The sequence below is a fragment of the Oricola sp. genome, from assembly GCF_022763245.1.
In the GTDB taxonomy this organism is placed as follows: Bacteria; Pseudomonadota; Alphaproteobacteria; order Rhizobiales; family Rhizobiaceae; genus Oricola.
Genome location: NZ_JALEGV010000014.1, coordinates 268,355 through 291,742, shown reverse-complemented (window position 1 = coordinate 291,742; position 23,388 = coordinate 268,355). Strand labels below are relative to the sequence as shown.

Below are 23,388 nucleotides of genomic sequence, written 5' to 3'. Positions count from 1 at the left end.
CCCCCGATTACAGCCGGCGAGGATTCGCCGCAAGATTTCCCCGCGCCGCATGATGCGACGACTGGGAGACGACTCCATGGCAAATGCGGCGTCGATATGGCGATTTCCCTTGCGGGACCGCAATCAGCCCAGATCGCGGCCGATCGCCAGGAACTTCTCGCGCCGGGCGTGCTTCAGCGCGGGGCCGTCGAGCGCCGACAGGTCGCCGAGCGCGTCGGTGAGCGTCTTGCGGGCCGAGGCCATCACCGCCGCGCGATCACGATGCGCGCCGCCCAGCGGTTCCTCGATGATCCCGTCGATGACCTTCAGCGCCAGGAGGTCCTGCGCCGTGATCTTCATCGCGGTGGCGGCATCCTTGGCGCGCGCGGCGTCGCGCCACAGGATCGAGGCGCAGCCTTCCGGAGAGATGACGCTGTAGATGGCGTGTTCGAGCATATAGACGTGGTTGGCCGTCGCGATCGCGATCGCACCGCCGGAGCCGCCCTCGCCGACGACGATCGAAACGATCGGCACCTCGAGATTGAGGCACATCTCCGTCGAACGCGCGATCGCCTCGGCCTGGCCGCGTTCCTCGGCGCCGATGCCGGGATAGGCACCCGCCGTGTCGACCAGCGTGACGACCGGAATGCCGAAGCGGTTGGCCAGTTCCATCACGCGCACCGCCTTGCGGTAGCCCTCAGGCCGCGCCATGCCGAAATTGTGTTTCAGCCGCGCCTGCGTGTCGGACCCCTTTTCCTGGCCGATCACCGCGACCGGATTGCCCTCGAAACGGGCAAAACCGGCGATGATCGCCAGATCTTCCGCAAAATTGCGGTCACCGGCCAGCGCCGTGAATTCGGTGAACAGCGCATCGACGTAATGCTGGCAATGCGGCCGGTCGGGATGGCGCGCCACCTGCGCCTTCTGCCAGGGCGTCAGCTTCTTGTAGACCTCGACCAGCGCCTCGGCCGAGCGCTTCTCCAGCCGCGCGACTTCCTCGGCGACGTCGACGCCGCCGTTCTCGCCCTCGGAAAGCTTCTTCAGCTCCATGATCTGGCCGTCCAGATCGGCGATCGGCTTCTCGAAATCCAGATAGCTGTACATCGACATGAATAAAGGCAGCCCGTCGCTTTCTTGTTTTGCGGTGAGGTGGAGGCAAATGCCCCCGATGTCAAGAACCGCGCACCGCGCGCGCCTTGGCCTCAGGCTTTCGCCAAGGGATGCCGCTCGGTGACGAGGCGGTGCAAACGCTCCTCCAGGACATGGGTGTAGATCTGCGTCGTTGAGATGTCGGCATGGCCGAGCAACTGCTGCACGACGCGCAGATCCGCCCCGTTTTGCAGCAGGTGGCTGGCGAAGGCGTGACGCAGCACATGCGGCGACAGCTTCACCGCGGTGATCCCGCAGCGCGCGCCCAATGCCTTCAGCTCGCGGGCGAAGACCTGCCGCGCGAGGTGGGTCTCGTGGTTCTCAGCCGGGAACAGCCAGGCGCAGTCGTCGGCGCGCGGATCGCGGTCGCGCAGCGCAAGATGCGCGGCGACCGCCTCGCGGGCCGTCTCCGTCATCGGCGCCATGCGCTCCTTGGCGCCCTTGCCGACCACGGTGAAGAACGGCTCGTCGCGCCAGGCGACGCTGACCGGCAGCGACACCAGTTCGCTGACGCGCAGGCCGGAGGCGTAGAGCAGTTCCAGTAGAGCCCGGTTGCGCACGGCGGTGGCATGCACCTTCGGCGAGGCCGCCGGATCGGCCGCTTCCTCGGCCGCCCGGTCCAGCAGGCGGCTCACCTGCTCCTCGCTCAGGACCTTCGGCAGGGGCCGCGCCTTCTTCGGCGAGGCGATGACGCCGGTCGGATCGTCGCCGCGCAGGTTCTCGGCATGCAGGAAGCGGAAATACTGCCGCAGCGCCGACAGGCGTCGCGCCTGCGAGGAGGCCGCGAAGCCCGACGCGTCCATGCTCTTCAGATAGGCCGAGATATCGGCCGCGCTCGCGCCCCGCAATCCGCCGCCGCGCGACGCGCGCATGAAGGCGTCCGCATCCTCCAGGTCGAGCCGGTAGGAGGCGAGCGTGTTTTCGGCGGCGCCGCGCTCGGCGCTCATCATTTCCAGGAAGGCGTCAATCATGGCGCCAGTCTGCACGGCGAAAGTTTACCGCCGGTTTCGCCCGGAAAGGATCAGAAGTCCGGATTGATCGTCCGGGCGGGGATGCGCACGGTCATCTCGCGCGGCGTCGGATCGACATACAGGACGAGCGCCCACATGCCGCCATAGACGAGGCCGCCAAGGACGGCGAGCGTGACGATGAACCGGATCAGGCTTGGCATGGCGACGCGATTCGAAAAAGCCTCTCGTTTCTACCGGTATGCGATCAAATAGAGGCAAAATCAAACCCCATGACGCCCGATGCCCGCAATCCTTGACAGCGCGCGCGGGTTCGTGCGCTAAGCGGAACCAGGATCAGGCCCCGTTTCGCGGGGCCGGTTTCGGGCGGAAATGACAGATGACACCGGAAGAAAAAGCCAGTTGCGAGACCGTTGCCAAGCTGATCGGCCCGCGTTCGATCGTGCTGATCGGACTGATGGGCGCCGGCAAGTCGGCGGTCGGGCGCAAGCTGGCCGGCTTCGTCAACCTGCCCTTCGTCGATGCCGACACCGAGATCGAGACGGTCTCCAAGATGACCATCCCCGACCTGTTCGCCCAATATGGCGAGCCGGAGTTCCGCGCGCTTGAACAGCGCGTCATCACGCGTCTGCTGGCCTCCGGCCCGCAGGTGCTGGCGACGGGCGGCGGCGCCTTCATGAACGAGGCGACGCGCCGAGCGGTCCGCGACAATGGCGTGTCGGTGTGGCTGTCCGCCGATATCGACCTGTTGATGGAACGCGTCTCGCGCCGCCAGAACCGCCCGCTTCTGCGCGACCCCAACCCGCGCGGCGTCATGCGCCGGCTCATGGATGAACGCTATCCGGTCTACGGCACCGCCGATATCGAGGTCCGGTCCCAGGACATCGCCAAGGAAGAGATGGCGTTGCGCGTCGCGTCCGCCGTCGCAGAACGGCTGACCGCCGAAGCGCTCGCTCCAACGACAGGAACCGCACAATCATGACCGCAAGCGCCGCCGAGACCGTGCATGTCGAACTCGACGACCGGTCCTACGACATCCTGATCGGACCCGGCCTCTTGGCCGACGCCGGCGCGCACCTGTCTGCCCTGCTGCCGGGCGCCCGCGCCGCCATCGTCACCGACGAGAACGTCGCCCGCCATCACCTGCCGACCGTCAAGCAGAGCCTTGAGGACGCCGGCATCGCGACGACCGAGATCGTGCTGCCGGCCGGCGAGCCGACCAAGCGCTTCGAGATGCTGCAGGAGGTCGTCTACCGCATCCTCGACGCCAAGCTCGAACGCGGCGACGTCGTCGTCGCGCTCGGCGGCGGCGTGATCGGCGACCTTGCCGGCTTTGCGGCGGCCGTCGTGCGCCGCGGCATGCAATTCGTGCAGATGCCGACGAGCCTCTTGGCGCAGGTCGATTCCTCCGTCGGCGGCAAGACCGGCATCAACGCGCCGCACGGCAAGAACCTGATCGGCGCCTTCTACCAGCCACGCCTCGTGCTCGCCGACACCGCCGCCCTCGACACGCTGCCCGAACGCGAGTTCCGCGCCGGCTACGCCGAGGTCGTGAAATACGGGCTGATCGACCGGCCGGACTTCTTCGGCTGGCTGGAAGAAAACTGGCCGAAGATCAAGGCCGGCGGCGCCGAGCGCATCCACGCGATCGCCGAATCCTGCCGCGCCAAGGCCGCCGTCGTCGCCCGCGACGAGCGCGAATCAGGCGACCGGGCCCTGCTCAATCTCGGACACACATTCGGCCACGCGCTGGAAGCGGCGGCGAAATACGATCCCGCAATCCTGATCCATGGCGAGGGCGTGGCGATCGGCATGGTGCTGGCGCACCAGTTCTCCGCGCGCATGAACCTCGCCAGCCCCGACGATGCCGGCCGCGTCGCCGCCCATCTTGAAACCGCCGGCCTGCCGACAAATCTCAATGCCATGAAAGCGCATCTGCACGATGCCGACACGATGCTGGACTTCATCCGCCAGGACAAGAAGGTGACGCGCGGCGCGCTGAACTTCATCCTGACGCACGGCATCGGCCAGTCCTTCATCGCCAAGGACGTTCCGGCATCGGAAGTGCGCTCCTTCCTCGTCGACAAGATCGGAGCCTGAAGACGTCATGGAAATCTGGATAACGGCGGGTGTCGTCCTGGTCCTGATCGTGCTGTCGGCCTTCTTCTCGGGGTCCGAGACGGCGCTGACCGCGACGTCGCGGGCCCGCATGCACCATCTCGAAGGCGCCGGCGACCTGCGCGCCAAGAGCGTCAACCTGCTGCTGACCCGGCAAGACCGCCTGATCGGCGCGCTGCTGATCGGCAACAACCTCGTCAACATTCTCGGCTCGGCGCTGGCGACCAGCCTGTTCCTGGCGCTGTTCGGCCAGACCGGCGTCGCCTATGCGACCATCGCCATGACGGTGCTGCTCGTCATTTTCGCCGAGGTGCTGCCGAAATCCTGGGCAATCTCCAATCCGGACCGCTTCGCGCTCGCCGTCGCGCCGATCATCCGCCGTTTCGTCGTCGTGGTCGGCCCGCTGTCGAGCCTCGTCAACGCCATCGTGCGCCGCATCCTGAAGCTGTTCGGCGTCGATCTTGCCGACAATGTCTCCATGCTGACGGCGCATGAGGAAATCCGCGGCGCGGTGGAAGTGCTCCACAAGGAAGGCTCGGTGGTCAAGGAGGAGCGCGATCGTCTGGGCGGCCTGCTCGACCTCGCCGAACTCGAGGTCTCCGACATCATGGTCCACCGGACCAACATGAAGATGGTCAACGCCGACCAGGAGCCGGCGGCCATCGTCGCCGAGATCCTGGAAAGCCCCTATACGCGCATGCCGGTGTGGCGCGGCGAGACCGACAACATCATCGGCATCGTCCACGCCAAGGACATGCTGCGCGCGCTGCACGCCGTCGACAACGATCCGACGCGCATCGACATCGCCAAGGTCGCCAACAAGGCCTGGTTCGTGCCCGACACGACCACCCTGCGCGACCAGCTGGACGCCTTCCTGCGCCGCAAGGCCCATGTCGCGATCGTCGTGGACGAATATGGCGAGGTGGAAGGCCTGGTGACGCTGGAGGACATCATCGAGGAGATCGTCGGCGACATTGCCGACGAGCACGACGTCGATGTGCAGGGCCTGCGCACGGAGGCCGACGGCTCGGTGGTTGTGGACGGATCGGTGCCGATCCGCGACATCAACCGCGCGCTCGACTGGAGCCTGCCCGACGAGGAGGCGACGACCATTGCCGGCCTCGTCATTCACGAGGCACAGACCATTCCGTCCGAGAAACAGGCCTTCACCTTCCACGGCAAGCGCTTCGTCGTGATGAAGCGCGAGAAGAACCGCATCACCAAGCTGAGGATCAGGCCCGTCTGACGCGCGATCCCCGATCGACGCCATGCAGGACCTGCCATCGCTGACCGGGCTTTTCGCCCTCGCCTTCGCCGCCGCCACGATCCTTCCGGCCAATTCGGAAGCCGCTTTGGCTGCGCTCTTGGCATTCGGGGACCGATCGCCCGCGGCACTGCTGATCGCCGCGACAGCCGGCAACGTGCTCGGATCGGTGGTCAACTGGCTGCTCGGACGATGGGTAGAGCATTACCGCCACCGCCGATGGTTTCCGGTCAGCGAAAAGGCGCTCGATCGCGCCATGGGCTGGTATGCGCGCCGGGGCCGCTGGACCTTGCTGTTGAGCTGGGCGCCGATCGTCGGCGACGCGCTGACCGTGGCCGCCGGCGTCCTGCGCGAACCGTTGTGGAGTTTTCTGCTGCTTGTGACAGTCGCCAAGGCCGGCCGCTACCTGGTCGTGGCCGCGGTGACGCTCGGCTTGCTGTGATCACGGGACCGGGCCACGATGTGCGGCCCGGTCGCCTTGGCGATCGCGCTCGGATCAGCCTTCGAGGCGTTCGGTGAGGAATTCGGAGAAGGCCTCCCAGCTCTCCCGGTCGGCCCGCTCCTCGTAGCGGTTGGAGCCGAAGACGGTGAAGGCGTGCGGCGCCTTCGAATAGACCTCGATCGTGTAGGTCGCGCCGGCCTCTTCCAGTTCGCCAGTCAGCGTCGCGACATCGCTCATCGGGATCGCCGTGTCGGCGCCGCCATGCATGATCAGGAGCGGCGGAACCTCGCTCGACCAGCCCTGCCCCTCCGGCGTCGCAAGGCCGCCATGGAACGTCGCGTAACCCGCCGCCTCGGAGGTCTTTTCGCTGCGCGCCATCTCCAGCGCCACGGCCCCGCCGAAGCAATAGCCGGCGACGACGAGGCCGCCATCCGGCGCCATTTCACGCGCCTTGGCGACGCCCGCATCGATCAGGGCACGCATGCGGTCGCGGTCGCCATAGAGCGCGCCGGTCGCCGCCTGGCGCTGCTCGACGGTCTCGGCCGGCGTGTCGCCGAACATGTCGAGCGCGAACGCGTTGAAACCCATCTCGGCCAGCATGTCGGCGCGCTGGCGCTCGTAGTCGGTCATGCCGTCCCAGTCGTGCACGATCAGCACGAGGCCCTTGGGTTCGCTGGCGGCGGCGAAATAGCCGTTGAGCGTCTCGCCGTTCAGCTCGTAGCTCACATTCTCGGCAAGAGCCGGCGTCGCCGCCAGAAGCGCGGCCGAAGCAAGAATCATGTGTTTCAAAACCTGTTCTCCCTGTTGCGCCGGCAGCGTAGCAGTGCTTTCACGGCCGACAGTGATCCGACAGTAGTGACAGCCAAGACATGGCGCAGGACGGCCCGCCGGCAAGCCCGGCACCGCGCGCCGGCACGAGCAAGGCGGCCCCGCGATGGTGACGAACCCGACCTCCGATCTCGCCCGAAAGGGCATGCTCGCCGATCCCGGCGACCACTTTGCGGGCCGCTACGAGGTGGAGCGCAAATATGCCGTCGCCGATCTCGCGCCGGTCGTCGCGCTGCTGAAGACCCGCGGCGCGACCGCCTTCACGCTCGGCAATCGCGAGACCGACGTTTTCCTCGACTGGCCCGACGGCCGGCTCGCCGCGGCGGGCAAGCAACAGGTCGTCCGTTCCATGCAGCCCTCGGGTCGGGTGCTCTGGTTCGTCAAGGGCCCCGGCGCGGACGAATGCGTGGCGACCGACATGCCGGAACTCGACAAGGCGCTCGCCGTCCTGGGCGGGCTCGGCTGCGTCGAGATCGACCGCGTGGACAAAGAGCGCGACATCTGGTTCCTGGGCGATTTCCACGTCACGCTGGACCGTGTGCCGGGCCTCGGCGATTTCGTCGAACTCGCCGTGATGACCGATGACGAGGCGAGCCTGCCCGGCTGGGCCCTCAGGGTCGAGACGCTGGCGGCCGAGTTTGGCCTGCACGAGGATGCCCTCCAGGCGCGATCCTATCGCGCGATGCTGGCGGCGAGCCGCTGACCTTCGAGGAAGCTCTTGAGCTTCCACCTGCTGGAAGCCTTATGACGTGAAGTCAAAGAGGAGGCTTCGCGATGATGTACGGTTTCGGCGACGGAGGCTTTTTCGGAATGGGATTGATGGCGCTGCTGTTCATCGCCCTGATCTTTCTCGCGGGAATGGCAGTCGGCTTCCTTTTGGGACGCTTGCGCTAGAGCGTACGGAGGCGTTTGGTCTTGGCAAGAAAATCCATCATCGCAGCGGTCGCGATCGCGGTTGCGGCCATCCTCGTCTGGCGCTTTGCGCTGCAGCCCGCGCCCACCGGGATGGCGGCAGCGGGCGCGCCGCTCGTGCAGGTGACCGTCCCGGACCTGCCGGCCGAGGCGTCGGCCGGCGAGGCCCTCTTCAATGCCAACTGCGCGAGCTGCCACGGCACGAACGCCGCCGGACAGGACGGCGTGGCACCGCCGCTCGTCCATCTCATCTACGAGCCCAACCATCATGGCGACGCCGCCTTCCACATGGCCGCCCAGCGCGGCGTGCGGGCGCATCACTGGCCGTTCGGCGACATGCCGCCGGTCGACGGCGTCGATGGCGAGGACATCGACAAAATCGTCGCCTATGTCCGCCTGCTACAGCGCGCCAACGGAATTCACTGAGGAACGCGAGCCGGCGTCACGATGACCGTTTGCCTTGGATGACCGGCGAAAGCCGGCTATCGCTCGGCCCTTACCAGCGCACCTTCTCGCCCGGCGCGGCTGGCTCCAGTGCCAGCGCGTGAACGCCGTCGGCGATCTCCGCGGTCAGGAGGTCGTTCAGCGCCCGATGCCGCTCGATCCGGCTCATCGCGGCGAATGCCGGGGACACCACGCGGACACGGAAATGCGTCTCGCCGCTGCCGTCGGGCGAGCCGCCGGCATGGCCGGCATGAAGATGGCTTTCATTGATGATCGCGAGACGCTCCGGCGCAAAGGCCGCCTCGATCTTTGTTGCGATGCGTTCTTCAATCGGGCCCATCGGAGTCGTACCTTCCCAGTTGCCTGCCATCTTGCCTGCTATCTTGCCTTGCCACCCATACGATTGACGGGTAAACCAGTGCGTCCTCTTTTCAGGGCGCTGCAGCGGCACTTGCCGCTTTGAATCTTCCACTGTCAATGCTTGTGTGCGGCGCAGCGCCGCCCGATATCACGGTCAGATGAAACCCAGTTCGAAATATTTCGATTCCATCCGGATCAATCCCGGCGGAAAGAAGAAAAAGAAGTCCGCGACGGAAGAGCCGGCCGCGCAGACCTGCCAGTGGGCGGGGTGCGAGAAGCCGGGCACCCACAAGGCGCCGGCCGGCCGCGACCGCGAAGGCCAGTACCTGCATTTCTGCATCGACCACGTTCGCGAATACAACAAGAACTACAACTACTTCTCCGGCCTCGGCGACGACGAGATCGCGAAGTTCCAGAAAGACGCGCTGACCGGCAACCGGCCGACCTGGAAGATGGGCACGGCCCGCATCGAGGACGCCACCGCCGCGCCGGTCTTTTCCGACATGAAATCGGGCTCTGCGCGCTCGATGCGCATGCGCGATCCCAATTGGCGCGCCGGCGCCACCGCCCAGCCCGTGCGCAAGCTGAAGCCGCTGGAAGCCAAGGCGATGTCGACGCTCGGCCTTAAGGCCACGGCGACAGCCGAGGACATCAAGACGCAGTACAAGGCTCTGGTCAAAAAGCACCATCCCGATGCAAATGGCGGCGACCGCACCTCCGAGGAACGTTTCCGCGACGTGGTGCAGGCCTATCAATTGTTGAAGACCGCCGGGCTGTGCTAGTCCCGGCGAAAGAACCCGTTACACGACACAAGACACCCCCGCATGCGGCCCCCGTCCGCATCAAGGAGGCAGGATGAACAAGATGGAACTCGACATCGCCAACATGCCCGACACCAGCGTCGACGCGCGCACGGTGTTCGGCGTGGATGTCGACATGCAGGTGCCGGCCTATTCGGACGCCGACGCCTATGTGCCCGAAATCGACCCGGACTACATTTTCGACCGCGCCACGACGCTGGCGATCCTGGCGGGCTTCTCCCACAATCGCCGCGTCATGGTGTCCGGCTACCACGGCACCGGCAAATCGACCCATATCGAGCAGGTCGCGGCGAGGCTGAACTGGCCCTGCGTGCGCGTCAACCTGGACAGCCATGTCAGCCGTATCGACCTCGTCGGCAAGGACGCCATCGTCGTCCATGAGGGCAAGCAGGTCACCGAGTTCCGCGACGGCATCCTGCCCTGGGCCTATCAGCACAATGTCGCGCTCGTCTTCGACGAATACGACGCCGGCCGCCCGGACGTGATGTTCGTCATTCAGCGCGTGCTGGAATCGTCCGGCCGCCTGACCCTGCTCGACCAGAGCCGCGTCATCCGCCCGCACCCGGCCTTCCGACTGTTCGCCACCGCCAACACCGTCGGCCTCGGCGACACGACCGGCCTCTATCACGGCACCCAGCAGATCAACCAGGCGCAGATGGACCGCTGGTCCATCGTAACCACGCTCAACTATCTGCCGCATGACAAGGAAGTCGAGATCATCCTCGCCAAGGCGAAGCACTACCAGGACGCCAAGGGCCACGAGATCGTCAACAACATGGTGCGCCTCGCCGACATGACGCGGCAGGCCTTCATCAATGGCGACCTGTCGACCGTGATGAGCCCGCGTACGGTGATCACCTGGGCGGAGAACGCCGACATCTTCAAGGATGTGGGCTTCGCCTTCCGGCTGACCTTCCTCAACAAGTGCGACGATCTGGAGCGCACGCTGGTGGCCGAATTCTACCAGCGCTGCTTCGGCCAGGAGCTGCCCGAAAGTGCAGCCAATGTGGTGTTGAGCTAGGCGAGAAGCGACGCGACAATCCATGGCAGGCCCCGGAGACAATATCCGCAAGAAGCCGGCCAAGCCGGTCGACACCGAGCCCTTCAAGCGCGCGGTGACGACCTGCATGCGCGCCATGGCGGGCGAGCCCGAGCTCGAGGTCGTCTTCGCGGCCGACAAGCCGGCCTTCGCCGGCAAGCATGCGCGCCTGCCCGACCTTCCGAAACGCATCACTCGAAATGACGTGATGGTGACGCGCGGCGTCGGCGATTCCATGGCGCTGCGTACCGCCTGCCACAATCCGCGCATCCACGCCGCTTCCGCCCCGGACGGCACCGACGCGCGCGCCGTCTTCGACGCAGTGGAGCAGGCCCGCATCGAGGCGATCGGCGCCCGACGCATGCCGGGCGTCGGCGACAACATCGCCGCGATGATCGACGACAAGTTCACGCGCGCCAATCTTGCCACCGTCTCCGACCGGGACGATGCGCCGCTGTCGGAAGCCGTGGCGCTGATCGTGCGCGAGAAGCTCACCGGGCGCCCGACCCCGCCCGGCGCCGCCGCCGTCGCCGATGCGTGGCGCGACTGGATCGAGGACAAGGCGGGCGACGATTTCGCCCAGCTGGAGACCGCGATCGACGACCAGTCGAGCTTCGCCAAGGCCGTACGCGACATGCTCGTCTCGATGGAACTCGCCGACGAGATGTCCGGCGAGGAACCCGAGGACAGCGACGACGACAACGAGGACGAACCGGATTCCGAAGAGGAATCCGAGGGCGGCAGCCAGGACGAAACCGGCGAGGAACAGTCGGAGACCGAGGAAAGCCAGACCGAAAGCGAACAGCCCGAATCCGGGGAAATGGACGCCGCCGACGCCACGACCGACGACATGCAGGACGACATGGACGCCGACGCCGAAGAGCCCGGCGAGGCGATCCGTCCCGAGCAGCCGTTCAACGACATCCTGTCCGGCATCGACTACAAGGTGTTCTCCACCGAGTTCGACGAGACGGTCTCGGCGGAGGAATTGTGCGACGAAGCCGAGCTTGAGCGCCTGCGCGCCTTTCTCGACAAGCAGCTCGCCAATCTCCAGGGCGTGGTCGGTCGGCTGGCCAACCGGCTGCAGCGCCGCCTGATGGCGCAGCAGAACCGCTCCTGGGATTTCGATCTCGAGGAAGGCTATCTCGATCCCGCGCGCCTGCCGCGCATCATCATCGACGAGATGGCCGGCACCTTCGCACCGCTCTCCTTCAAGCGCGAGCGCGACACCAATTTCCGCGACACGGTCGTGACGCTGCTGCTCGACAATTCCGGCTCCATGCGCGGCCGGCCGATCACCGTGGCCGCCACCTGCGCCGACATCCTTGCGCGCACTCTGGAACGCTGCGGCGTCAAGGTCGAGATCCTCGGTTTCACCACCCGCGCCTGGAAAGGCGGCCAGTCGCGCGAGGCGTGGCTGAAGGGCGGCAAGCCGGCCGAGCCCGGCCGCCTCAACGATCTGCGCCACATCATCTACAAGAGCGCCGACGCCCCGTGGCGGCGCGCACGGCGCAATCTCGGCCTGATGATGCGCGAAGGCCTGTTGAAGGAGAACATCGACGGCGAGGCCCTGACCTGGGCCTATCGCCGGCTCGCGGCGCGTCCCGAACAGCGCCGCATCCTGATGATGATTTCCGACGGCGCGCCGGTCGACGATTCCACCCTGTCGGTCAATCCCGGCAACTATCTGGAACGGCACCTGCGCGCGGTGATCGAGGAGATCGAGACGCGCTCGGAAGTCGAACTGCTCGCCATCGGCATCGGCCACGACGTGACGCGCTACTACCGCCGCGCCGTGACCATCGTCGACGCCGAAGAACTCGCCGGCGCGATGACGGAACAGCTCGCCGGGCTGTTCGAGGAACAAAAGGCGCGCGACACCCGCCAGCGCAGGGCAGGCTGATCGCCGCCTTGGCCCGAACGGTAACCCAGACATCCGATCCCGCTTCGATCGACGCGTCAGCATCCAGGCCACTGGCCCAGAACTTCGGACGCGGGCTTGCCCACCTGCTACCTCTCCCCCATCATCGATGGGGGAGAGGTGGCCCGAAGGGTCGGAGAGGGGGCCTTGTGGCGCAGGCACCGAAACGATCGGCAAGTCGCAGAATGCCCGGCTCGACCAGTCGGGCGCGGCGCCTGCGGTCGGCCGGCAACCAGGCCGAAGCGCTACTCTGGACAGAGGTGAAAGCCCGGCGGCTCAACGGGTTCAAATTCGTCCGGCAGTCTCCTGTCGGCCCCTATATCGTCGATTTCCTCTGCCGCGAGAAACGTCTGATGATCGAACTCGATGGCAGCCAACACGCGGGCAGCGCCGATGACGAAAGGCGCGATGCGTTCCTGACCGCGCAGGGATACGCCGTGCTCGGCTTCTGGTCGGCGGACATGGTCCGCGACAGACCTACCGTGCTGGCGACCATCGTCGAGGTTCTGGAAGGACGGCTCACGGAAAACACCAATGCGCCCGACCTGAAATACAAGGTGGCGATCCGACGAGGAAGAGGCGACGATTGAGCCGGCCCCCTCTCCGCCTCGCTTCACTCGGCACCTCTCCCCCTGAAGGGGGCGAGGAAGCGCACCGTGTCGGTCACCGCGCCCTCGCTTCCACCTGCGGGAGTATTCTGACTCGGAGGTTGACCCAGCTAGCCCATACAAGCCTGATCGCATCCGCGATGGTCGTTCTCCTCGCCTGCGCCCCGGCCCGCGCCGCATCCGACGCGATCGAGATGACGGTGACGAGCCGGGTGATCACGCATTTCCGCATCGGCACGAACCAGGAGCGCTTCGGGCCCTTGGAATTCGCCGGCGGGCTGGAGATGAACGGGTCTTCGCGTCATTTCGGCGCGATTTCCGGCCTGCAGCTCTTCGACGACCAGTCGCGCTTTCTCGCGGTCGCCGATACGGGCTTCTTCGTGACCGGTCGCATCGAACGCGATGACGACCATCACCCGACCGGTCTTTCAAGCGTCGTGATGCGCCACATGGGCGCTGCGACCAATGAAAAATGGAAGACCGACGCGGAAGGGCTGACGGTCAGGGGCGACATCGCCCATGTCAGTTTCGAGCGCGAACACCGCATCTCCGATTACAGGCTGTCAGGTGACGACGCCCCTGTCCTGCTGCGCACGGCCCCGCCGCCGGTGCCGATGCGCGAATTGCGGGCCAATCGGGGCTTCGAGACCGTGTCGGTCGCACCGGCGGCCTCGCCGCTGGCCGACGCGCTTGTCGGGATCACCGAGATGAGCCTCGACGCCAACCGCAATATCATGGCTTTCGTGCGCAAGCCCGACGGCAAGAGCTTCCAGTTCTCCGTGCGGCGCTCCGACGAATTCGACATCACCGACGGCGATTTCCTGCCCGACGGCGACATGATCCTGCTGGAACGGCGTTTCAACATCACCGACGGCGTCGCCATGCGCTTGCGCCGCATCAGGAGCGGCGACATCGTCGAAGGCGCCACGGTTGACGGAGAGGTGCTGCTGGAGGCCGACCTGTTCTACCAGATCGACAACATGGAGGGCCTCTCCATCACCGTCGATCCCGACGGCACGCCGCGACTGACCATCATCTCCGACGACAATCACTCGCTCCTGCAGCGCAATCTGCTCCTGGAATTCCGTCTCGTCGGCGAGGACGGCTAGGCGGGAACAGCGGAGCGGTCGGCGATGAGGCTCCGCAGCACGCGATAGGGTGCGAGCAGAACCAGCGCGACGAGGATCTTCACGATGAAGTCGCCCGCGGCTAGCGAGACCCAGAGCGCCGTCTCCCCGCCGACGCCGAGGAACGGCACCGGGAAGGCGAGAGAGCCGTCTTCCATGCCGAAGCCGGCGTCGATGAAGGCGAATCGCGCCGAGAAGGCGACGCCGAAGAACAGCACCGTGTCGATGACGGAACCGAGCACCGATGAGATCAGCGGCGCCTTCCACCACGCCGAGCGGCGCAAACGCTCGAAAACGGCGACGTCGAGCAACTGCGCGACCAGGAAGGCCGAACCCGACGCGATCGCGATGCGCGGCGACGCCAGCCAGATCGACAGCGCTACGGCGAGGACGAAACCGAAGATGACGATGATCCGCGCGGCCTGAGGGCCGAAGCGACGGTTGGTCAGGTCGGTGACGAGGAAGGCGACCGGATAGGTGAACGCACCCCAGGTCAGGAGATCGGCGAGATTGACGCCGCCGAAATGGGCTTGGACCGGAAACTGGACGAGATAGTTCGATGCGGCGACGACCGCGCACATCGCAACGATGAAGGGAAGATAAGACTGTGCCTTGAGCATTTTTTTATCCTGGGTGATGCCACCAGCGAGCGTTCAAAGAAAACAGGCCGGTTGCCCGGCCTGAGGAGGTCAACTGACTGAAGCCTGAGATCAGGCGGCCTGTTCGGCCGTCTTCTTGGCGATCTGGCGCTTCAGCAGACGGGCGCGCTGCGACAGCTCGTTTTCCTTCGCCTTGGCGAGGAAAGCGTCGAGGCCGCCACGATGCTCGACCGTGCGCAGGGCCGCGGCCGAAACGCGGAAACGGTAGCTCTGGCCAAGCGCTTCAGACATCAGCGTCACTTGGCAGAGATTGGGCAGGAACCGGCGCCGGGTCTTGTTGTTGGCGTGGCTCACATTGTTGCCGGACTGGACAGACTTGCCGGTCAGATCGCATGCGCGAGACATGGTGTTCACCTTCGAATCTTGTTTCTAGCCCCGCCGGGCAAACGCAATCTCGTGTCGCGCCGGGCTTTGCGGCGTCGCCGGAGGGTGCGGCTCTAGCGGAAAAGTCAGCGTCCTATAGTGACAAAGGACTTTTGCGTCAACCGCTTTGGCCGATTTTGAGTCGCCGTGCGCGCACCCGCCCCGATCGTCGGCCGCTTGACAAATCCGGCCGCGACGGCGACGGGATCGCCATGAGCGACACGATCATGCCAATCACCGCGGAACGCAAGCGTTTCATCGCCACGCTGATGGGCTTCAGCGCGGTCTTGATGTGGGCGCTGCTGGCCTTGTTCACCGCCGCGTCCGGCGACGTGCCGCCATTCCAATTGTCCGCGATCTGCTTCGCCATCGGTGCCGCGATCGGCTTCGTCGCAACCGCCGGCAAGCGCGGCCGGCGGGAGAAGCACCCGCCCGTCCCGTGGCAAGCCTATCTGCTCGGCATCGGCGGGCTGTTCGGCTACCACTTCCTCTATTTCACCGCGCTGCGTCATGCCCCGGCCGTCGAGGCGAGCCTCATCTGCTATCTCTGGCCGATGCTGATCGTGACCGGCAGCGCCCTCATGCCGGGCGAGAAGCTCGGCTGGCACCATCTCGTCGGCGTGGCCTGCGGCTTTGCCGGCACGGCACTCATCGTCACCGGCGGCGAGGGCTTTTCGCTGAAGGCCGAATACGCCTATGGCTACGGCGTGGCGATCGCCGCCGCCTTCACCTGGTCGGCCTATTCGCTGCTGTCGCGCCGCTTCGCCAGCGTGCCGACCGACATCGTTGCCTGGTACTGTCTGGCGACCGCGATTCTTTCGGCCGTCGCGCATCTGGCGCTGGAGACGACGGTCTGGCCGCAAGGCTGGACCGAATGGCTCGCCGTCGCCGGTCTCGGCGCATTGCCGGTCGGCGCCGCCTTCTATGTCTGGGACCACGGCGTCAAGCATGGCGACATCCAGGTGCTAGGCGCGTCGAGCTATGCCGCACCGCTGATCTCCACCGTCATCCTGATCGCGGTCGGCATGTCGCAGGCGACATGGGCGATCGCCATCGCCTGCCTGTTGATCACCGGCGGCGCGGCGATCGCCGCCAAGGACCTGTTGTTTGCCCGGAGGAAACGCGATGCTGCCGTTTGAAGGAGGCGTCACCGGCACGTTGAACGGCACGCTGCTTTTCTCCGTCCTGCTCGCCATCGCCTATCTGTTCTACGGACATCGCCGCTCGACGCCGCTGAAGGTCGCCGCAAAAACGCTGTCCGTGGGCTTGCTCGCTCTCCTGTCGGTCGAGGCCGGCGGCCCGTGGCTGCTGACGCTGGCGCTGGCGTTGTGCGCCGCCGGCGACTTCTTCCTCGCCATCGAGGACAAGGACGAGCGCTTTTTCCTCGCGGGACTGGTCTCGTTCTTGGCAGGCCATATCGCGTATGTCGTTCTGTTCGCCGCCCTGCCCGCATCGCAGGCGCCGCTGCCGCAGGTGGCACTCGGCATTGTCGGCGTCGCCATGGTCGCGATCGCGCTTGGCATGGGACGGCGCCTGTTCGGCGCGGCGGCCGAATTGCGCTGGCCCGTCATGGTCTATATCGCGGCGATCCTTGCGATGGGCATGGCCGCGATCTGGAACGGCGCGGGCCTGATCGTCGCGGGCGCGGCCAGCTTCATGATCTCCGACACGATCCTCGCCGCCGACCGCTTCCTGATGAAGCCGGATACTGCCGGACGGCAATTCGCGGGACCGGCGATCTGGATCACCTATGTCGCGGCACAGGTGCTGATCCTGTTCGGCGTCCTCGCGGCCTATCCGACCGTCATGGCGTGAACATGTTGACAAAATCAACATTATGTTGATTTTGTCAATTATGGATCAAGACAGATCGGTACATCCCGTTCCCGCCGACCGCATCGCCGCGGTCCGCCGGTTCAACCGCTTCCACACCCGCCTCGTCGGCGCCCTGAACGAGCATCTGCTCGAATCGGGCTATGCGCTGTCGCAGGCGCGTGTTGTCTACGAGCTCGGCCATGCCGGCCCGAAACCCGGCATTACGGCGACGGAGCTCGGCCGGGAGCTGGACATGGATCCGGGCTATCTGAGCCGCCTGCTCGCAGGGCTGGAACGCGACGGGCTGATCGCCCGCCAGCCCTCCCCTCAAAACGCCAAACGGCTGCTCCTGAGCCTGACGGAGGCCGGCGACGCACTGTTTCGCCGCCTCGACGCGGCCTCCGCGCGCGAGGTGACCGACCTTCTCGGCCCGCTCGCCGAAAGCGAGCAGAAGGCGCTGGTCGGCGCGATGACCCGCATCCGGACCCTGCTCGACCCGACGCCGGACGACGCCACCATCGTGTTGCGCGATCCGGAGCCCGGCGACCTTGGCTTCGTGGTTCATCGACAGGGATTTCTCTACGGCAAGGAGTATGGCTGGGACTGGACCTTCGAGGGGCTTCTCGGCGGGATCGTTGCCCAGTTCGTCGAGACCTATGACCCGGCGCGCGAACGCTGCTGGATCGCCGAGATGGATGGCGCGGTCGCCGGTTCCGTCTTCGTCGTGCGCGCCGACGACCAGACCGCCAAGCTGCGCATGCTCTATGTCGAACCCTCGGCCCGCGGCCATGGCCTCGGGCGCAGGCTGGTCGAGGAGGCGATCCGCTTCGCCCGGGCGCGCGGCTACACGAAGATGGTGCTGTGGACGAACGACATCCTGGTCGCCGCCCGCCGGATCTACGAGACCACGGGTTTCACGCTCGTCAGCGAGGAGCGTCACCATTCCTACGGCAAGGACCTTGTCGGCCAATACTGGGAAAAGCCGCTGTGACACTGCCCCGCATTGCAGATCCCGCACGCTAGCCGGTAGGGGTGAGGGCGCATCAGCGGAGCACGCCGAATGAACGCCCTTTCCCCCAGAACGAGCGCACTCATCGCCGGAACCGCCTACCTGGCGATGACGGTCACCGCCATAAGCACATTGTTCGATTCGGAGATCGTCTCCGCGCTGTTGGAAAGCGGCAGTGAAGCGCCGGCATGGCCGACCGACATCTCGTCCGGCATTCTCCTGCAGCTCATCGGACTTGCCGCCGTGGCGGTCTTGGACGTTGTCGTGGCCTGGGCGCTCTATTGCCTGTTCCAACCGAAGGCGCCGGGGATTGCACTCTGGATGGCGATCGCGCGGATCGTCTATGTGGTCGTCTTCGCCTGGGCGCAGACCCGCATTGCAGCGGCATGGGCGATCACGCGCGCCGACGCTCTCGACGAGGGAAGCATCGACGCCGTGCTGGCGGCGTTGCAGGACTTCCAAAGGAGCTGGGACCTCGCCTTCTTCGCGTTCAGCGTCCATCTCGTCCTGCTCGGCATGCTCATCTGGTCCGAGAGCGTGCTGCGCAAGACGATCGCCGCGCTGCTTGTCATCGCGGGCGTCGGCTATTTCATCGACAGCGTGATCGCCTTCACGATGCCCGATGTCACCCTTCGGCTGGGCGTCTACACCTTCATCGGCGAGATGGTGCTGATGATCTGGCTCCTGACGGTGGCCGGGCGCCGCGAAACGCGATAGCGCCGATCAGCCGCCCCGCGGCGGGCGCGGCGTCGGCTTCCAGTCCGGCGGAGCGAGCTCGAAGGAGGCGAAGTCGAAGCCCGGCGAGACCGTGCAGCCGACCAGCGTCCAAGGCCCGAGCGAGGTCGCCGTCTGCCAGCAATTGGCCGGAACGACGATCTGCGGATGCTCGCCCGTCGTCAGGTTCGGGCCGAGCCGGTAGCCGGTCGCGTCATGGCCGTTCGGCGACAGGGTGAGGGCCAGCGGCGCGCCGGCGTAGAAATGCCAGACCTCGACGGCGTCGGTCACCCGGTGCCAATGCGAGACGTCGCCGGCCTCCAGCAGGAAATAGATCGCCGTGGAATGGGCGCGACCGTCCACGCCGGCCTTGTCGCGGAAGCTCTCCGCATACCAGCCGCCTTCCGGATGCGGCTGCAGGCCGAGTTCCTTCTTGATCCGTTCGGCGGCCAGGTTGTGCATCAGAAATTGTCCTTGCGCTTGCGGATCTCCGCGAACACGTCCTCGTCGCTGGCGTCCTCCATGCCCAGATGGGCGCGGATCGCGGGATCGTCGGCGCGCAGGAACGGATTGGTGGCGAATTCGACGGACAGCGGCACTGGCAGCGTCCACGCGTCGCCGGCCCGCAGCGCCTCCACCTCTGCAGCGCGCTTCTGCAGCGCGTCGTTGTCCGGATCCACCGTGACCGCGAAACGCGCATTGGAGAGCGTGTATTCATGCCCGCAATAGAGCATTGTCTCGCCCGGCAGCGCCTTCAGCTTGCCCAGGCTGCCCCACATCTCCGCCGGGCCGCGCTCGAACAGGCGCCCGCAGCCGAGCGAGAACAGCGTGTCGCCGGCAAACAGCAGGCCGGCCTTCGCGCTGTGGTAGACGATGTGACCGGCGGTATGGCCGGGCGTTTCTAAGACGTCGAAATCATAGGCCCCGAAAGAAAACACGTCCCCCTCGGAAAGCGCCTCGTCGAGACCGGGGATCTTGTCCGCCTCGCCCTTCGGCCCGACGACCTGGCAGCCGAATTTCAGCTTCAGCGCCATGATGCCGGCGGTGTGGTCGCCATGGTGATGCGTCACCATGATGTCCGTCAGCGTCCACCCCTTGTCGAGCAGCACGGTGTGGATTTCCATGGCGTCCGGCGCGTCGATACTGGCGGTCCGTCCGGTCTCGGGATCGTGCACCAGCACGCAGAAATTGTCCGACCGGCATATGAACTGTTCGATCTGAAGCATGAGGCAGTCTCCCTTTCGCGGTGGTCGCCATTGCCCCGCGCCGGGATTTGTTGCACCTGTCGATCAACGACGCAACCGGCACGGACACGACGCCCATGCATATGGATATCGTGGAAATTCGCGGCTTCTACCACAGCCTGCTCGGCGAGCTGGCGACCCGCTCGATCGCCATGGGGCTGGCGCGCATCTGGCAGCCCATGCCGAACGAGAGGCTGCTCGGCCTCGGCTACGCGCGCCCCTGGCTCGACCGGTTCGAACCCGACACCGAGCGCACGCTCTCCTTCATGCTCGCCGCCCAGGGCGCCGTGAAATGGCCGCGCAACGGACCCTCCCGCTCTGCCCTTGTCTTCGACGAGGAACTGCCGCTGCCCGATTCCGCCGTCGATCGGATCCTGATGGTTCATGCGCTCGAACACGCCGAAAACCCGCGCGAGACGCTGATGGAGGCCTGGCGCGTGCTGGCGCCGAACGGAAGGCTGGTTCTCGTGGTGCCCAACCGGCGCGGCCTGTGGGCGCGCTTCGAACACACACCCTTCGGCACCGGCCGACCCTTCTCCAAGGGCCAGATCACCCGGCAGTTGCGTGACGCCAACTTCACGCCCGGGCCGATGACGGAGGCGCTGGCCTTCCCGCCGGTGCGCTCCGGTTCGCTGTTGCGCGTCGCCTATCGCAGCGAACGGCTCGGCATGCGCCTGTGGCCGGGCTTTGCCGGCGTGCTGATCATCGAGGCGCAGAAGCGCCTGTTCCAGGGCCTGCCGGTGGCCGAGCGCCAGTCGCGCCGTGTCTTCGTGCCGGTGCTCGCCCCGCAGGGCGCCGCCCGCACGCGCGACTGACGTCACGCCCCTTCATTCGCGCTTCTCGACATTTTGAACGGTCGGCGCTATTGCCCTGCAGTCCCAGAAACAGCCTCAGGGCGATCAGACCCGAGGCCAGCAGGAAAGTCTCAGGCAATGTCCGCGCACGAAACCCCGTCCCGTCCCGTCCCCGGTCCCGGCGTGATGGAGATCGCGGCCTATGTGCCGGGCAAGAGCAAGGCCAAGCCGGGCGTCAAGCTGCACAAGCTGTCCTCCAACGAGACGCCGCTCGGACCGAGCCCGGCCGCGATCGAGGCGTTCAGGGCCGAGGCCGAAACGCTGGAGTTCTACCCCGACGGATCGGCAAACGACCTGCGCAAGGCGATCGCCGAGACGCACGGGCTCAACCCGGACAATCTCCTGTGCGGCAACGGTTCGGACGAACTGCTCGGCCTGCTCGCCCATGTCTATCTGGAGCCGGGCGACGAGGCGATCTTCACCCAGCACGGCTTCCTCGTCTACAAGATCCAGATCCTCGCCAATGGTGCCACGCCGGTCGTCGCGCCGGAGACCGATCTGCGCGCCGATGTCGATGCGATCCTCGAGCGCGTCACCCAGCGCACCAAAATGGTGTTCCTCGCCAATCCGAACAATCCGACCGGCACCTACATGTCGGACGCCGAGGTCAAGCGCCTGCATGCCGGCTTGCCGAAACATGTCCTCCTCGTGATCGACGCGGCCTATGCCGAATATGTGCGCCGCAACGACTATTCGGCCGGCGTCGAGCTCGTATCCGACCACGAAAACGTCGTGATGACGCGCACCTTCTCCAAGATCCACGGCCTTGCGGCCCTGCGGATCGGCTGGATGTACGGCCCGGCGCATGTCATCGACGCGCTCAACCGCGTGCGCGGCCCCTTCAACCTGAACTCCGCGGCAATCTCGGCCGGTGCGGCGGCGATCCGCGACCGCGCCCATGTCGAAAAGGCGGCGCATTTCAACGAAGAGTGGCTGTCGACCCTGACGAGCGCCCTCACCGGCATCGGCCTGACCGTCACGCCCAGCGTCGGCAATTTCGTCCTCATTCACTTCCCCGCGGGCGATCCGGCCAGATCCGCCGCCGCGGCGGACGCATTCCTGACCGATCGCGGTTATGTGCTGCGCGCCGTGGACAGCTACGGGCTGCCCGACGCCCTGCGCATGTCGATCGGCACGGCGGAGGCCAATGAGGGCGTGGTCGAGGCGCTGACCGAGTTCATGGGCCGCGCCTGAGCCATGTCACAGTCGGATCCTCTTTTTGAGCGCGTCGCGCTGATCGGCATCGGCTTGATCGGTTCGTCGCTTGCTCATGCCACCCGCCGCGGGAATCTCGCCGGCGAAATCGTTGTTTCGACGCGCAGCGCCGACACGTTGAAGCGCGCCGAGGAACTTGGTCTCGGCGACCGATACGAAGCAGACGCCGCAAAGGCCGTCGAGGGCGCGGACCTCGTGATCCTGTCCATACCGGTCGGCGCCTATGGCAAGGTCGCGGAAGCGATCGGCCCGTATCTCGCCAAGGGCGCGATCCTGAGCGATGTCGGCTCGACCAAGGGAACCGTGGTGCGCGACGTCGAGCCGCATGTGCCGGCCAGCGTGCATTTCATTCCCGGCCACCCGATCGCAGGCACCGAGCATTCCGGCCCCGACGCCGGCTTCGCCAGCCTGTTCGAGGGCCGCTGGGCCATCCTGACGCCGCCCGCCGACGCCGATCCGGCCGCCGTCGACAAGCTGACGCGCTTCTGGACGGCCTGCGGCTCCAAGGTCGACACGATGGACCCGGATCATCACGACCGGGTGCTCGCCATCGTCTCGCACTTGCCGCACATCATCGCCTACAACATCGTCGGCACCGCCGACGATCTGGAAGCGGTGTCGAAATCGGAAGTGATCAAATACTCCGCATCGGGCTTCCGTGACTTCACCCGCCTCGCCGCCTCCGATCCGACGATGTGGCGCGATGTCTGCCTGTCCAATCGCGACGCGATCCTGGAGATGCTGGGGCGCTTCTCGGAGGATCTGGCTTCGTTGCAGCGGGCGATCCGCTGGGGCGACGGCGACAAGCTGTTCGACCTCTTCACCCGCACCCGCGCCGTCCGGCGCTCGATCATCGAGGCGGGCCAGGAAGTCGACGCACCGGATTTCGGCCGTCATCCCGAAATCCAGCCGAAAAAGGAACAGGCGGCCGACTGACGCGTTCTTTCGTCGGGCGCGGACTGTCACAGCGGTTCGCGCCCCGCTATCGTCCCTTTCGCGGACAGATCTTCTGAAAGGACGCCATGCCCCTCACGCTCTACGATGTCAGCATTCCGGTCTTCACCCGGGAACTGCAGAACATGTCGGGGTTCCTTGAAAAGGGCCGCGCCTTCGCCGACGAGACCGGGCTGAGCCACGACGAACTGCTCAACGCCCGGCTCTATCCGGACATGGAGCCGCTCGTCTTCCAGGTCCGCCGCGCCTGCGACGCCGCCCGCTTGACGGCGGTGCGCGTCGGACAGGCCGAACCGCTCGACATCGCGGACACGGAGAAAAGCTTCGACGATCTGGAAGCGCGCATCGTGCGCACGCTCGGCTATCTCGACGCGGTGCCGCAAAGCGCGATGGAGGGCCGCGAGGACGTGCAGATCGTTCTGCCGGCGCCGGAACGCGACCTGACATTCACCGCACGCGACTATGTGATGGCCTTCGCCCTGCCGAACTTCTTCTACCGCGCCACGATGGCCTATGCCCTGCTGCGCCATAATGGCGTGCCGGTCCGCAAAGCGGACTTCATCAGCGGCGGCTGAAACCGG

The 23,388-nt window shown here is 66.1% G+C and carries 28 protein-coding genes; 19 read left to right on the top strand and 9 right to left on the bottom strand.

The features are described 5' to 3' along the window. Positions 1 to 123 precede the first annotated feature (123 nt). The 3 genes from MRY80_RS09145 to MRY80_RS09135 form a co-directional block, all read right to left on the bottom strand. A complete protein-coding gene (locus tag MRY80_RS09145) occupies positions 124 to 1,083 on the bottom strand; it encodes an acetyl-CoA carboxylase carboxyltransferase subunit alpha (protein WP_293290484.1) in 960 nt (319 codons plus the stop codon). 98 nt (positions 1,084 to 1,181) lie between these two features. Continuing rightward, complete coding sequence (locus MRY80_RS09140) at positions 1,182 to 2,114, bottom strand: site-specific tyrosine recombinase XerD (RefSeq protein WP_293290255.1); 933 nt, start codon at positions 2,112 to 2,114, stop codon at positions 1,182 to 1,184. Positions 2,115 to 2,149: 35 nt separating this feature from the next. Continuing rightward, positions 2,150 to 2,299: a histidine kinase gene (locus MRY80_RS09135; RefSeq protein WP_293290253.1), complete on the bottom strand. Its 150-nt coding sequence runs from the start codon at positions 2,297 to 2,299 to the stop codon at positions 2,150 to 2,152. Positions 2,300 to 2,475: 176 nt separating this feature from the next. On the opposite strand from MRY80_RS09135, the gene MRY80_RS09130 reads away from it, so the two are divergent. Genes MRY80_RS09130 through MRY80_RS09115 form a run of 4 tightly spaced genes read left to right on the top strand, consistent with a single transcriptional unit; the run spans position 2,476 to position 5,920 of the window. Beyond that, on the top strand, positions 2,476 to 3,078 hold the full coding sequence (locus tag MRY80_RS09130) for a shikimate kinase (protein ID WP_293290251.1): 603 nt from the start codon (positions 2,476 to 2,478) through the stop codon (positions 3,076 to 3,078). After that, a complete protein-coding gene (gene aroB / locus MRY80_RS09125; RefSeq protein ID WP_293290249.1) occupies positions 3,075 to 4,196 on the top strand; it encodes a 3-dehydroquinate synthase in 1,122 nt (373 codons plus the stop codon). Before MRY80_RS09130 ends, aroB begins: the two co-directional genes overlap by 4 nt. A 7-nt stretch (positions 4,197 to 4,203) precedes the next feature. Then, complete coding sequence (locus MRY80_RS09120; protein ID WP_293290247.1) at positions 4,204 to 5,460, top strand: HlyC/CorC family transporter; 1,257 nt, start codon at positions 4,204 to 4,206, stop codon at positions 5,458 to 5,460. Between the two features lie 22 nt (positions 5,461 to 5,482). After that, positions 5,483 to 5,920, top strand: a complete 438-nt coding sequence (locus MRY80_RS09115) for a YqaA family protein (protein ID WP_293290245.1) — start codon at positions 5,483 to 5,485, stop codon at positions 5,918 to 5,920. Between the two features lie 54 nt (positions 5,921 to 5,974). Here MRY80_RS09115 and MRY80_RS09110 read toward each other — a convergent pair whose 3' ends face one another. Beyond that, complete coding sequence (locus MRY80_RS09110; protein WP_293290482.1) at positions 5,975 to 6,700, bottom strand: dienelactone hydrolase family protein; 726 nt, start codon at positions 6,698 to 6,700, stop codon at positions 5,975 to 5,977. A 154-nt stretch (positions 6,701 to 6,854) separates the two neighbouring features. Here MRY80_RS09110 and MRY80_RS09105 point away from each other — a divergent pair, with 154 nt between their 5' ends. Both MRY80_RS09105 and MRY80_RS09100 read left to right on the top strand, forming a co-directional pair. Then, on the top strand, positions 6,855 to 7,451 hold the full coding sequence (locus MRY80_RS09105; protein WP_293290243.1) for a class IV adenylate cyclase: 597 nt from the start codon (positions 6,855 to 6,857) through the stop codon (positions 7,449 to 7,451). Positions 7,452 to 7,663: 212 nt separating this feature from the next. Continuing rightward, positions 7,664 to 8,086, top strand: coding sequence for a cytochrome c (locus tag MRY80_RS09100; protein ID WP_346433389.1), 423 nt, complete (start codon positions 7,664 to 7,666; stop codon positions 8,084 to 8,086). A gap of 70 nt (positions 8,087 to 8,156) precedes the next feature. Here the strand turns inward: MRY80_RS09100 and MRY80_RS09095 are convergent, their stop codons facing one another. Then, the gene (locus MRY80_RS09095) at positions 8,157 to 8,444 is read right to left on the bottom strand and encodes a BolA family protein (RefSeq protein WP_293290239.1); all 288 of its coding nucleotides are present in this window, start codon (positions 8,442 to 8,444) and stop codon (positions 8,157 to 8,159) included. Positions 8,445 to 8,622: 178 nt separating this feature from the next. On the opposite strand from MRY80_RS09095, the gene MRY80_RS09090 reads away from it, so the two are divergent. The 5 genes from MRY80_RS09090 (at position 8,623) to MRY80_RS09070 (ending at position 13,962) form a co-directional block, all read left to right on the top strand. Further along, complete coding sequence (locus MRY80_RS09090) at positions 8,623 to 9,246, top strand: J domain-containing protein (RefSeq protein ID WP_293290237.1); 624 nt, start codon at positions 8,623 to 8,625, stop codon at positions 9,244 to 9,246. 73 nt (positions 9,247 to 9,319) lie between these two features. Continuing rightward, entirely contained in the window at positions 9,320 to 10,306 is a 987-nt protein-coding gene (cobS, locus tag MRY80_RS09085) for a cobaltochelatase subunit CobS (RefSeq protein ID WP_293290235.1), read from the top strand. Positions 10,307 to 10,328: 22 nt separating this feature from the next. Beyond that, positions 10,329 to 12,227 (top strand): cobaltochelatase subunit CobT, encoded by a 1,899-nt coding sequence (gene cobT / locus MRY80_RS09080; protein ID WP_293290233.1) that lies wholly within the window; start codon positions 10,329 to 10,331, stop codon positions 12,225 to 12,227. Positions 12,228 to 12,430: 203 nt separating this feature from the next. Continuing rightward, complete coding sequence (locus tag MRY80_RS09075; RefSeq protein WP_293290231.1) at positions 12,431 to 12,835, top strand: DUF559 domain-containing protein; 405 nt, start codon at positions 12,431 to 12,433, stop codon at positions 12,833 to 12,835. A gap of 119 nt (positions 12,836 to 12,954) precedes the next feature. Then, positions 12,955 to 13,962 carry an esterase-like activity of phytase family protein gene (locus MRY80_RS09070; RefSeq protein WP_293290229.1) on the top strand — a complete coding sequence of 336 codons (1,008 nt, stop codon included), beginning with the start codon at positions 12,955 to 12,957 and terminating at the stop codon, positions 13,960 to 13,962. Here MRY80_RS09070 and MRY80_RS09065 read toward each other — a convergent pair. Both MRY80_RS09065 and rpmB read right to left on the bottom strand, forming a co-directional pair. After that, positions 13,959 to 14,600 (bottom strand): queuosine precursor transporter, encoded by a 642-nt coding sequence (locus MRY80_RS09065; protein ID WP_293290227.1) that lies wholly within the window; start codon positions 14,598 to 14,600, stop codon positions 13,959 to 13,961. The genes MRY80_RS09070 and MRY80_RS09065 overlap by 4 nt on opposite strands. Positions 14,601 to 14,690: 90 nt before the next feature. Beyond that, positions 14,691 to 14,984, bottom strand: coding sequence for a 50S ribosomal protein L28 (rpmB, locus tag MRY80_RS09060; protein ID WP_293290225.1), 294 nt, complete (start codon positions 14,982 to 14,984; stop codon positions 14,691 to 14,693). 230 nt (positions 14,985 to 15,214) lie between these two features. On the opposite strand from rpmB, the gene MRY80_RS09055 reads away from it, so the two are divergent. The 4 genes from MRY80_RS09055 (at position 15,215) to MRY80_RS09040 (ending at position 18,543) form a co-directional block, all read left to right on the top strand. After that, complete coding sequence (locus MRY80_RS09055) at positions 15,215 to 16,141, top strand: EamA family transporter (protein WP_293290223.1); 927 nt, start codon at positions 15,215 to 15,217, stop codon at positions 16,139 to 16,141. Then, positions 16,128 to 16,817, top strand: coding sequence for a lysoplasmalogenase (locus MRY80_RS09050; RefSeq protein ID WP_293290221.1), 690 nt, complete (start codon positions 16,128 to 16,130; stop codon positions 16,815 to 16,817). Before MRY80_RS09055 ends, MRY80_RS09050 begins: the two co-directional genes overlap by 14 nt. Positions 16,818 to 16,857: 40 nt before the next feature. After that, positions 16,858 to 17,808, top strand: a complete 951-nt coding sequence (locus MRY80_RS09045) for a bifunctional helix-turn-helix transcriptional regulator/GNAT family N-acetyltransferase (RefSeq protein ID WP_293290219.1) — start codon at positions 16,858 to 16,860, stop codon at positions 17,806 to 17,808. A 69-nt stretch (positions 17,809 to 17,877) separates the two neighbouring features. Further along, positions 17,878 to 18,543, top strand: a complete 666-nt coding sequence (locus tag MRY80_RS09040) for a DUF4386 domain-containing protein (protein ID WP_293290217.1) — start codon at positions 17,878 to 17,880, stop codon at positions 18,541 to 18,543. A 6-nt stretch (positions 18,544 to 18,549) separates the two neighbouring features. On the opposite strand, the gene MRY80_RS09035 is transcribed toward MRY80_RS09040, so the two are convergent. Both MRY80_RS09035 and gloB read right to left on the bottom strand, forming a co-directional pair. After that, positions 18,550 to 19,002, bottom strand: a complete 453-nt coding sequence (locus MRY80_RS09035; protein WP_293290215.1) for a cupin domain-containing protein — start codon at positions 19,000 to 19,002, stop codon at positions 18,550 to 18,552. Then, positions 19,002 to 19,766, bottom strand: coding sequence for a hydroxyacylglutathione hydrolase (gloB, locus tag MRY80_RS09030; protein WP_293290213.1), 765 nt, complete (start codon positions 19,764 to 19,766; stop codon positions 19,002 to 19,004). Before gloB ends, MRY80_RS09035 begins: the two co-directional genes overlap by 1 nt. 95 nt (positions 19,767 to 19,861) lie before the next feature. Here gloB and MRY80_RS09025 point away from each other — a divergent pair, with 95 nt between their 5' ends. From MRY80_RS09025 to MRY80_RS09010, 4 genes are all read left to right on the top strand, one after another. Beyond that, positions 19,862 to 20,599 carry a class I SAM-dependent methyltransferase gene (locus MRY80_RS09025; protein WP_293290211.1) on the top strand — a complete coding sequence of 246 codons (738 nt, stop codon included), beginning with the start codon at positions 19,862 to 19,864 and terminating at the stop codon, positions 20,597 to 20,599. A gap of 117 nt (positions 20,600 to 20,716) precedes the next feature. Further along, positions 20,717 to 21,832, top strand: a complete 1,116-nt coding sequence (hisC, locus tag MRY80_RS09020; protein ID WP_293290209.1) for a histidinol-phosphate transaminase — start codon at positions 20,717 to 20,719, stop codon at positions 21,830 to 21,832. Positions 21,833 to 21,835: 3 nt separating this feature from the next. Beyond that, on the top strand, positions 21,836 to 22,789 hold the full coding sequence (locus MRY80_RS09015; protein WP_293290207.1) for a prephenate/arogenate dehydrogenase family protein: 954 nt from the start codon (positions 21,836 to 21,838) through the stop codon (positions 22,787 to 22,789). An 86-nt stretch (positions 22,790 to 22,875) separates the two neighbouring features. After that, complete coding sequence (locus tag MRY80_RS09010) at positions 22,876 to 23,382, top strand: DUF1993 domain-containing protein (protein ID WP_293290205.1); 507 nt, start codon at positions 22,876 to 22,878, stop codon at positions 23,380 to 23,382. Positions 23,383 to 23,388 lie beyond the last annotated feature (6 nt).

Excerpts from the sequence above, each read along its gene's own strand:
- MRY80_RS09105 (WP_293290243.1), top strand. The coding sequence starts at position 6,855 with ATGGTGACGAACCCGACCTCCGATCTCGCCCGAAAGGGCATGCTCGCC.
- MRY80_RS09115 (WP_293290245.1), top strand. The coding sequence starts at position 5,483 with ATGCAGGACCTGCCATCGCTGACCGGGCTTTTCGCCCTCGCCTTCGCC.
- MRY80_RS09145 (WP_293290484.1), bottom strand. The coding sequence starts at position 1,083 with ATGTACAGCTATCTGGATTTCGAGAAGCCGATCGCCGATCTGGACGGC.
- MRY80_RS09015 (WP_293290207.1), top strand. The coding sequence starts at position 21,836 with ATGTCACAGTCGGATCCTCTTTTTGAGCGCGTCGCGCTGATCGGCATC.
- MRY80_RS09135 (WP_293290253.1), bottom strand. The coding sequence starts at position 2,299 with ATGCCAAGCCTGATCCGGTTCATCGTCACGCTCGCCGTCCTTGGCGGC.
- aroB (WP_293290249.1), top strand. The coding sequence starts at position 3,075 with ATGACCGCAAGCGCCGCCGAGACCGTGCATGTCGAACTCGACGACCGG.
- MRY80_RS09045 (WP_293290219.1), top strand. The coding sequence starts at position 16,858 with ATGGATCAAGACAGATCGGTACATCCCGTTCCCGCCGACCGCATCGCC.
- rpmB (WP_293290225.1), bottom strand. The coding sequence starts at position 14,984 with ATGTCTCGCGCATGCGATCTGACCGGCAAGTCTGTCCAGTCCGGCAAC.
- MRY80_RS09075 (WP_293290231.1), top strand. The coding sequence starts at position 12,431 with ATGCCCGGCTCGACCAGTCGGGCGCGGCGCCTGCGGTCGGCCGGCAAC.
- MRY80_RS09035 (WP_293290215.1), bottom strand. The coding sequence starts at position 19,002 with ATGCACAACCTGGCCGCCGAACGGATCAAGAAGGAACTCGGCCTGCAG.
- MRY80_RS09090 (WP_293290237.1), top strand. The coding sequence starts at position 8,623 with ATGAAACCCAGTTCGAAATATTTCGATTCCATCCGGATCAATCCCGGC.
- MRY80_RS09055 (WP_293290223.1), top strand. The coding sequence starts at position 15,215 with ATGAGCGACACGATCATGCCAATCACCGCGGAACGCAAGCGTTTCATC.
- MRY80_RS09025 (WP_293290211.1), top strand. The coding sequence starts at position 19,862 with ATGCATATGGATATCGTGGAAATTCGCGGCTTCTACCACAGCCTGCTC.
- MRY80_RS09130 (WP_293290251.1), top strand. The coding sequence starts at position 2,476 with ATGACACCGGAAGAAAAAGCCAGTTGCGAGACCGTTGCCAAGCTGATC.
- MRY80_RS09065 (WP_293290227.1), bottom strand. The coding sequence starts at position 14,600 with ATGCTCAAGGCACAGTCTTATCTTCCCTTCATCGTTGCGATGTGCGCG.
- MRY80_RS09040 (WP_293290217.1), top strand. The coding sequence starts at position 17,878 with ATGAACGCCCTTTCCCCCAGAACGAGCGCACTCATCGCCGGAACCGCC.
- MRY80_RS09095 (WP_293290239.1), bottom strand. The coding sequence starts at position 8,444 with ATGGGCCCGATTGAAGAACGCATCGCAACAAAGATCGAGGCGGCCTTT.
- MRY80_RS09120 (WP_293290247.1), top strand. The coding sequence starts at position 4,204 with ATGGAAATCTGGATAACGGCGGGTGTCGTCCTGGTCCTGATCGTGCTG.
- cobS (WP_293290235.1), top strand. The coding sequence starts at position 9,320 with ATGAACAAGATGGAACTCGACATCGCCAACATGCCCGACACCAGCGTC.
- gloB (WP_293290213.1), bottom strand. The coding sequence starts at position 19,766 with ATGCTTCAGATCGAACAGTTCATATGCCGGTCGGACAATTTCTGCGTG.
- MRY80_RS09050 (WP_293290221.1), top strand. The coding sequence starts at position 16,128 with ATGCTGCCGTTTGAAGGAGGCGTCACCGGCACGTTGAACGGCACGCTG.
- MRY80_RS09010 (WP_293290205.1), top strand. The coding sequence starts at position 22,876 with ATGCCCCTCACGCTCTACGATGTCAGCATTCCGGTCTTCACCCGGGAA.
- cobT (WP_293290233.1), top strand. The coding sequence starts at position 10,329 with ATGGCAGGCCCCGGAGACAATATCCGCAAGAAGCCGGCCAAGCCGGTC.
- hisC (WP_293290209.1), top strand. The coding sequence starts at position 20,717 with ATGTCCGCGCACGAAACCCCGTCCCGTCCCGTCCCCGGTCCCGGCGTG.
- MRY80_RS09110 (WP_293290482.1), bottom strand. The coding sequence starts at position 6,700 with ATGATTCTTGCTTCGGCCGCGCTTCTGGCGGCGACGCCGGCTCTTGCC.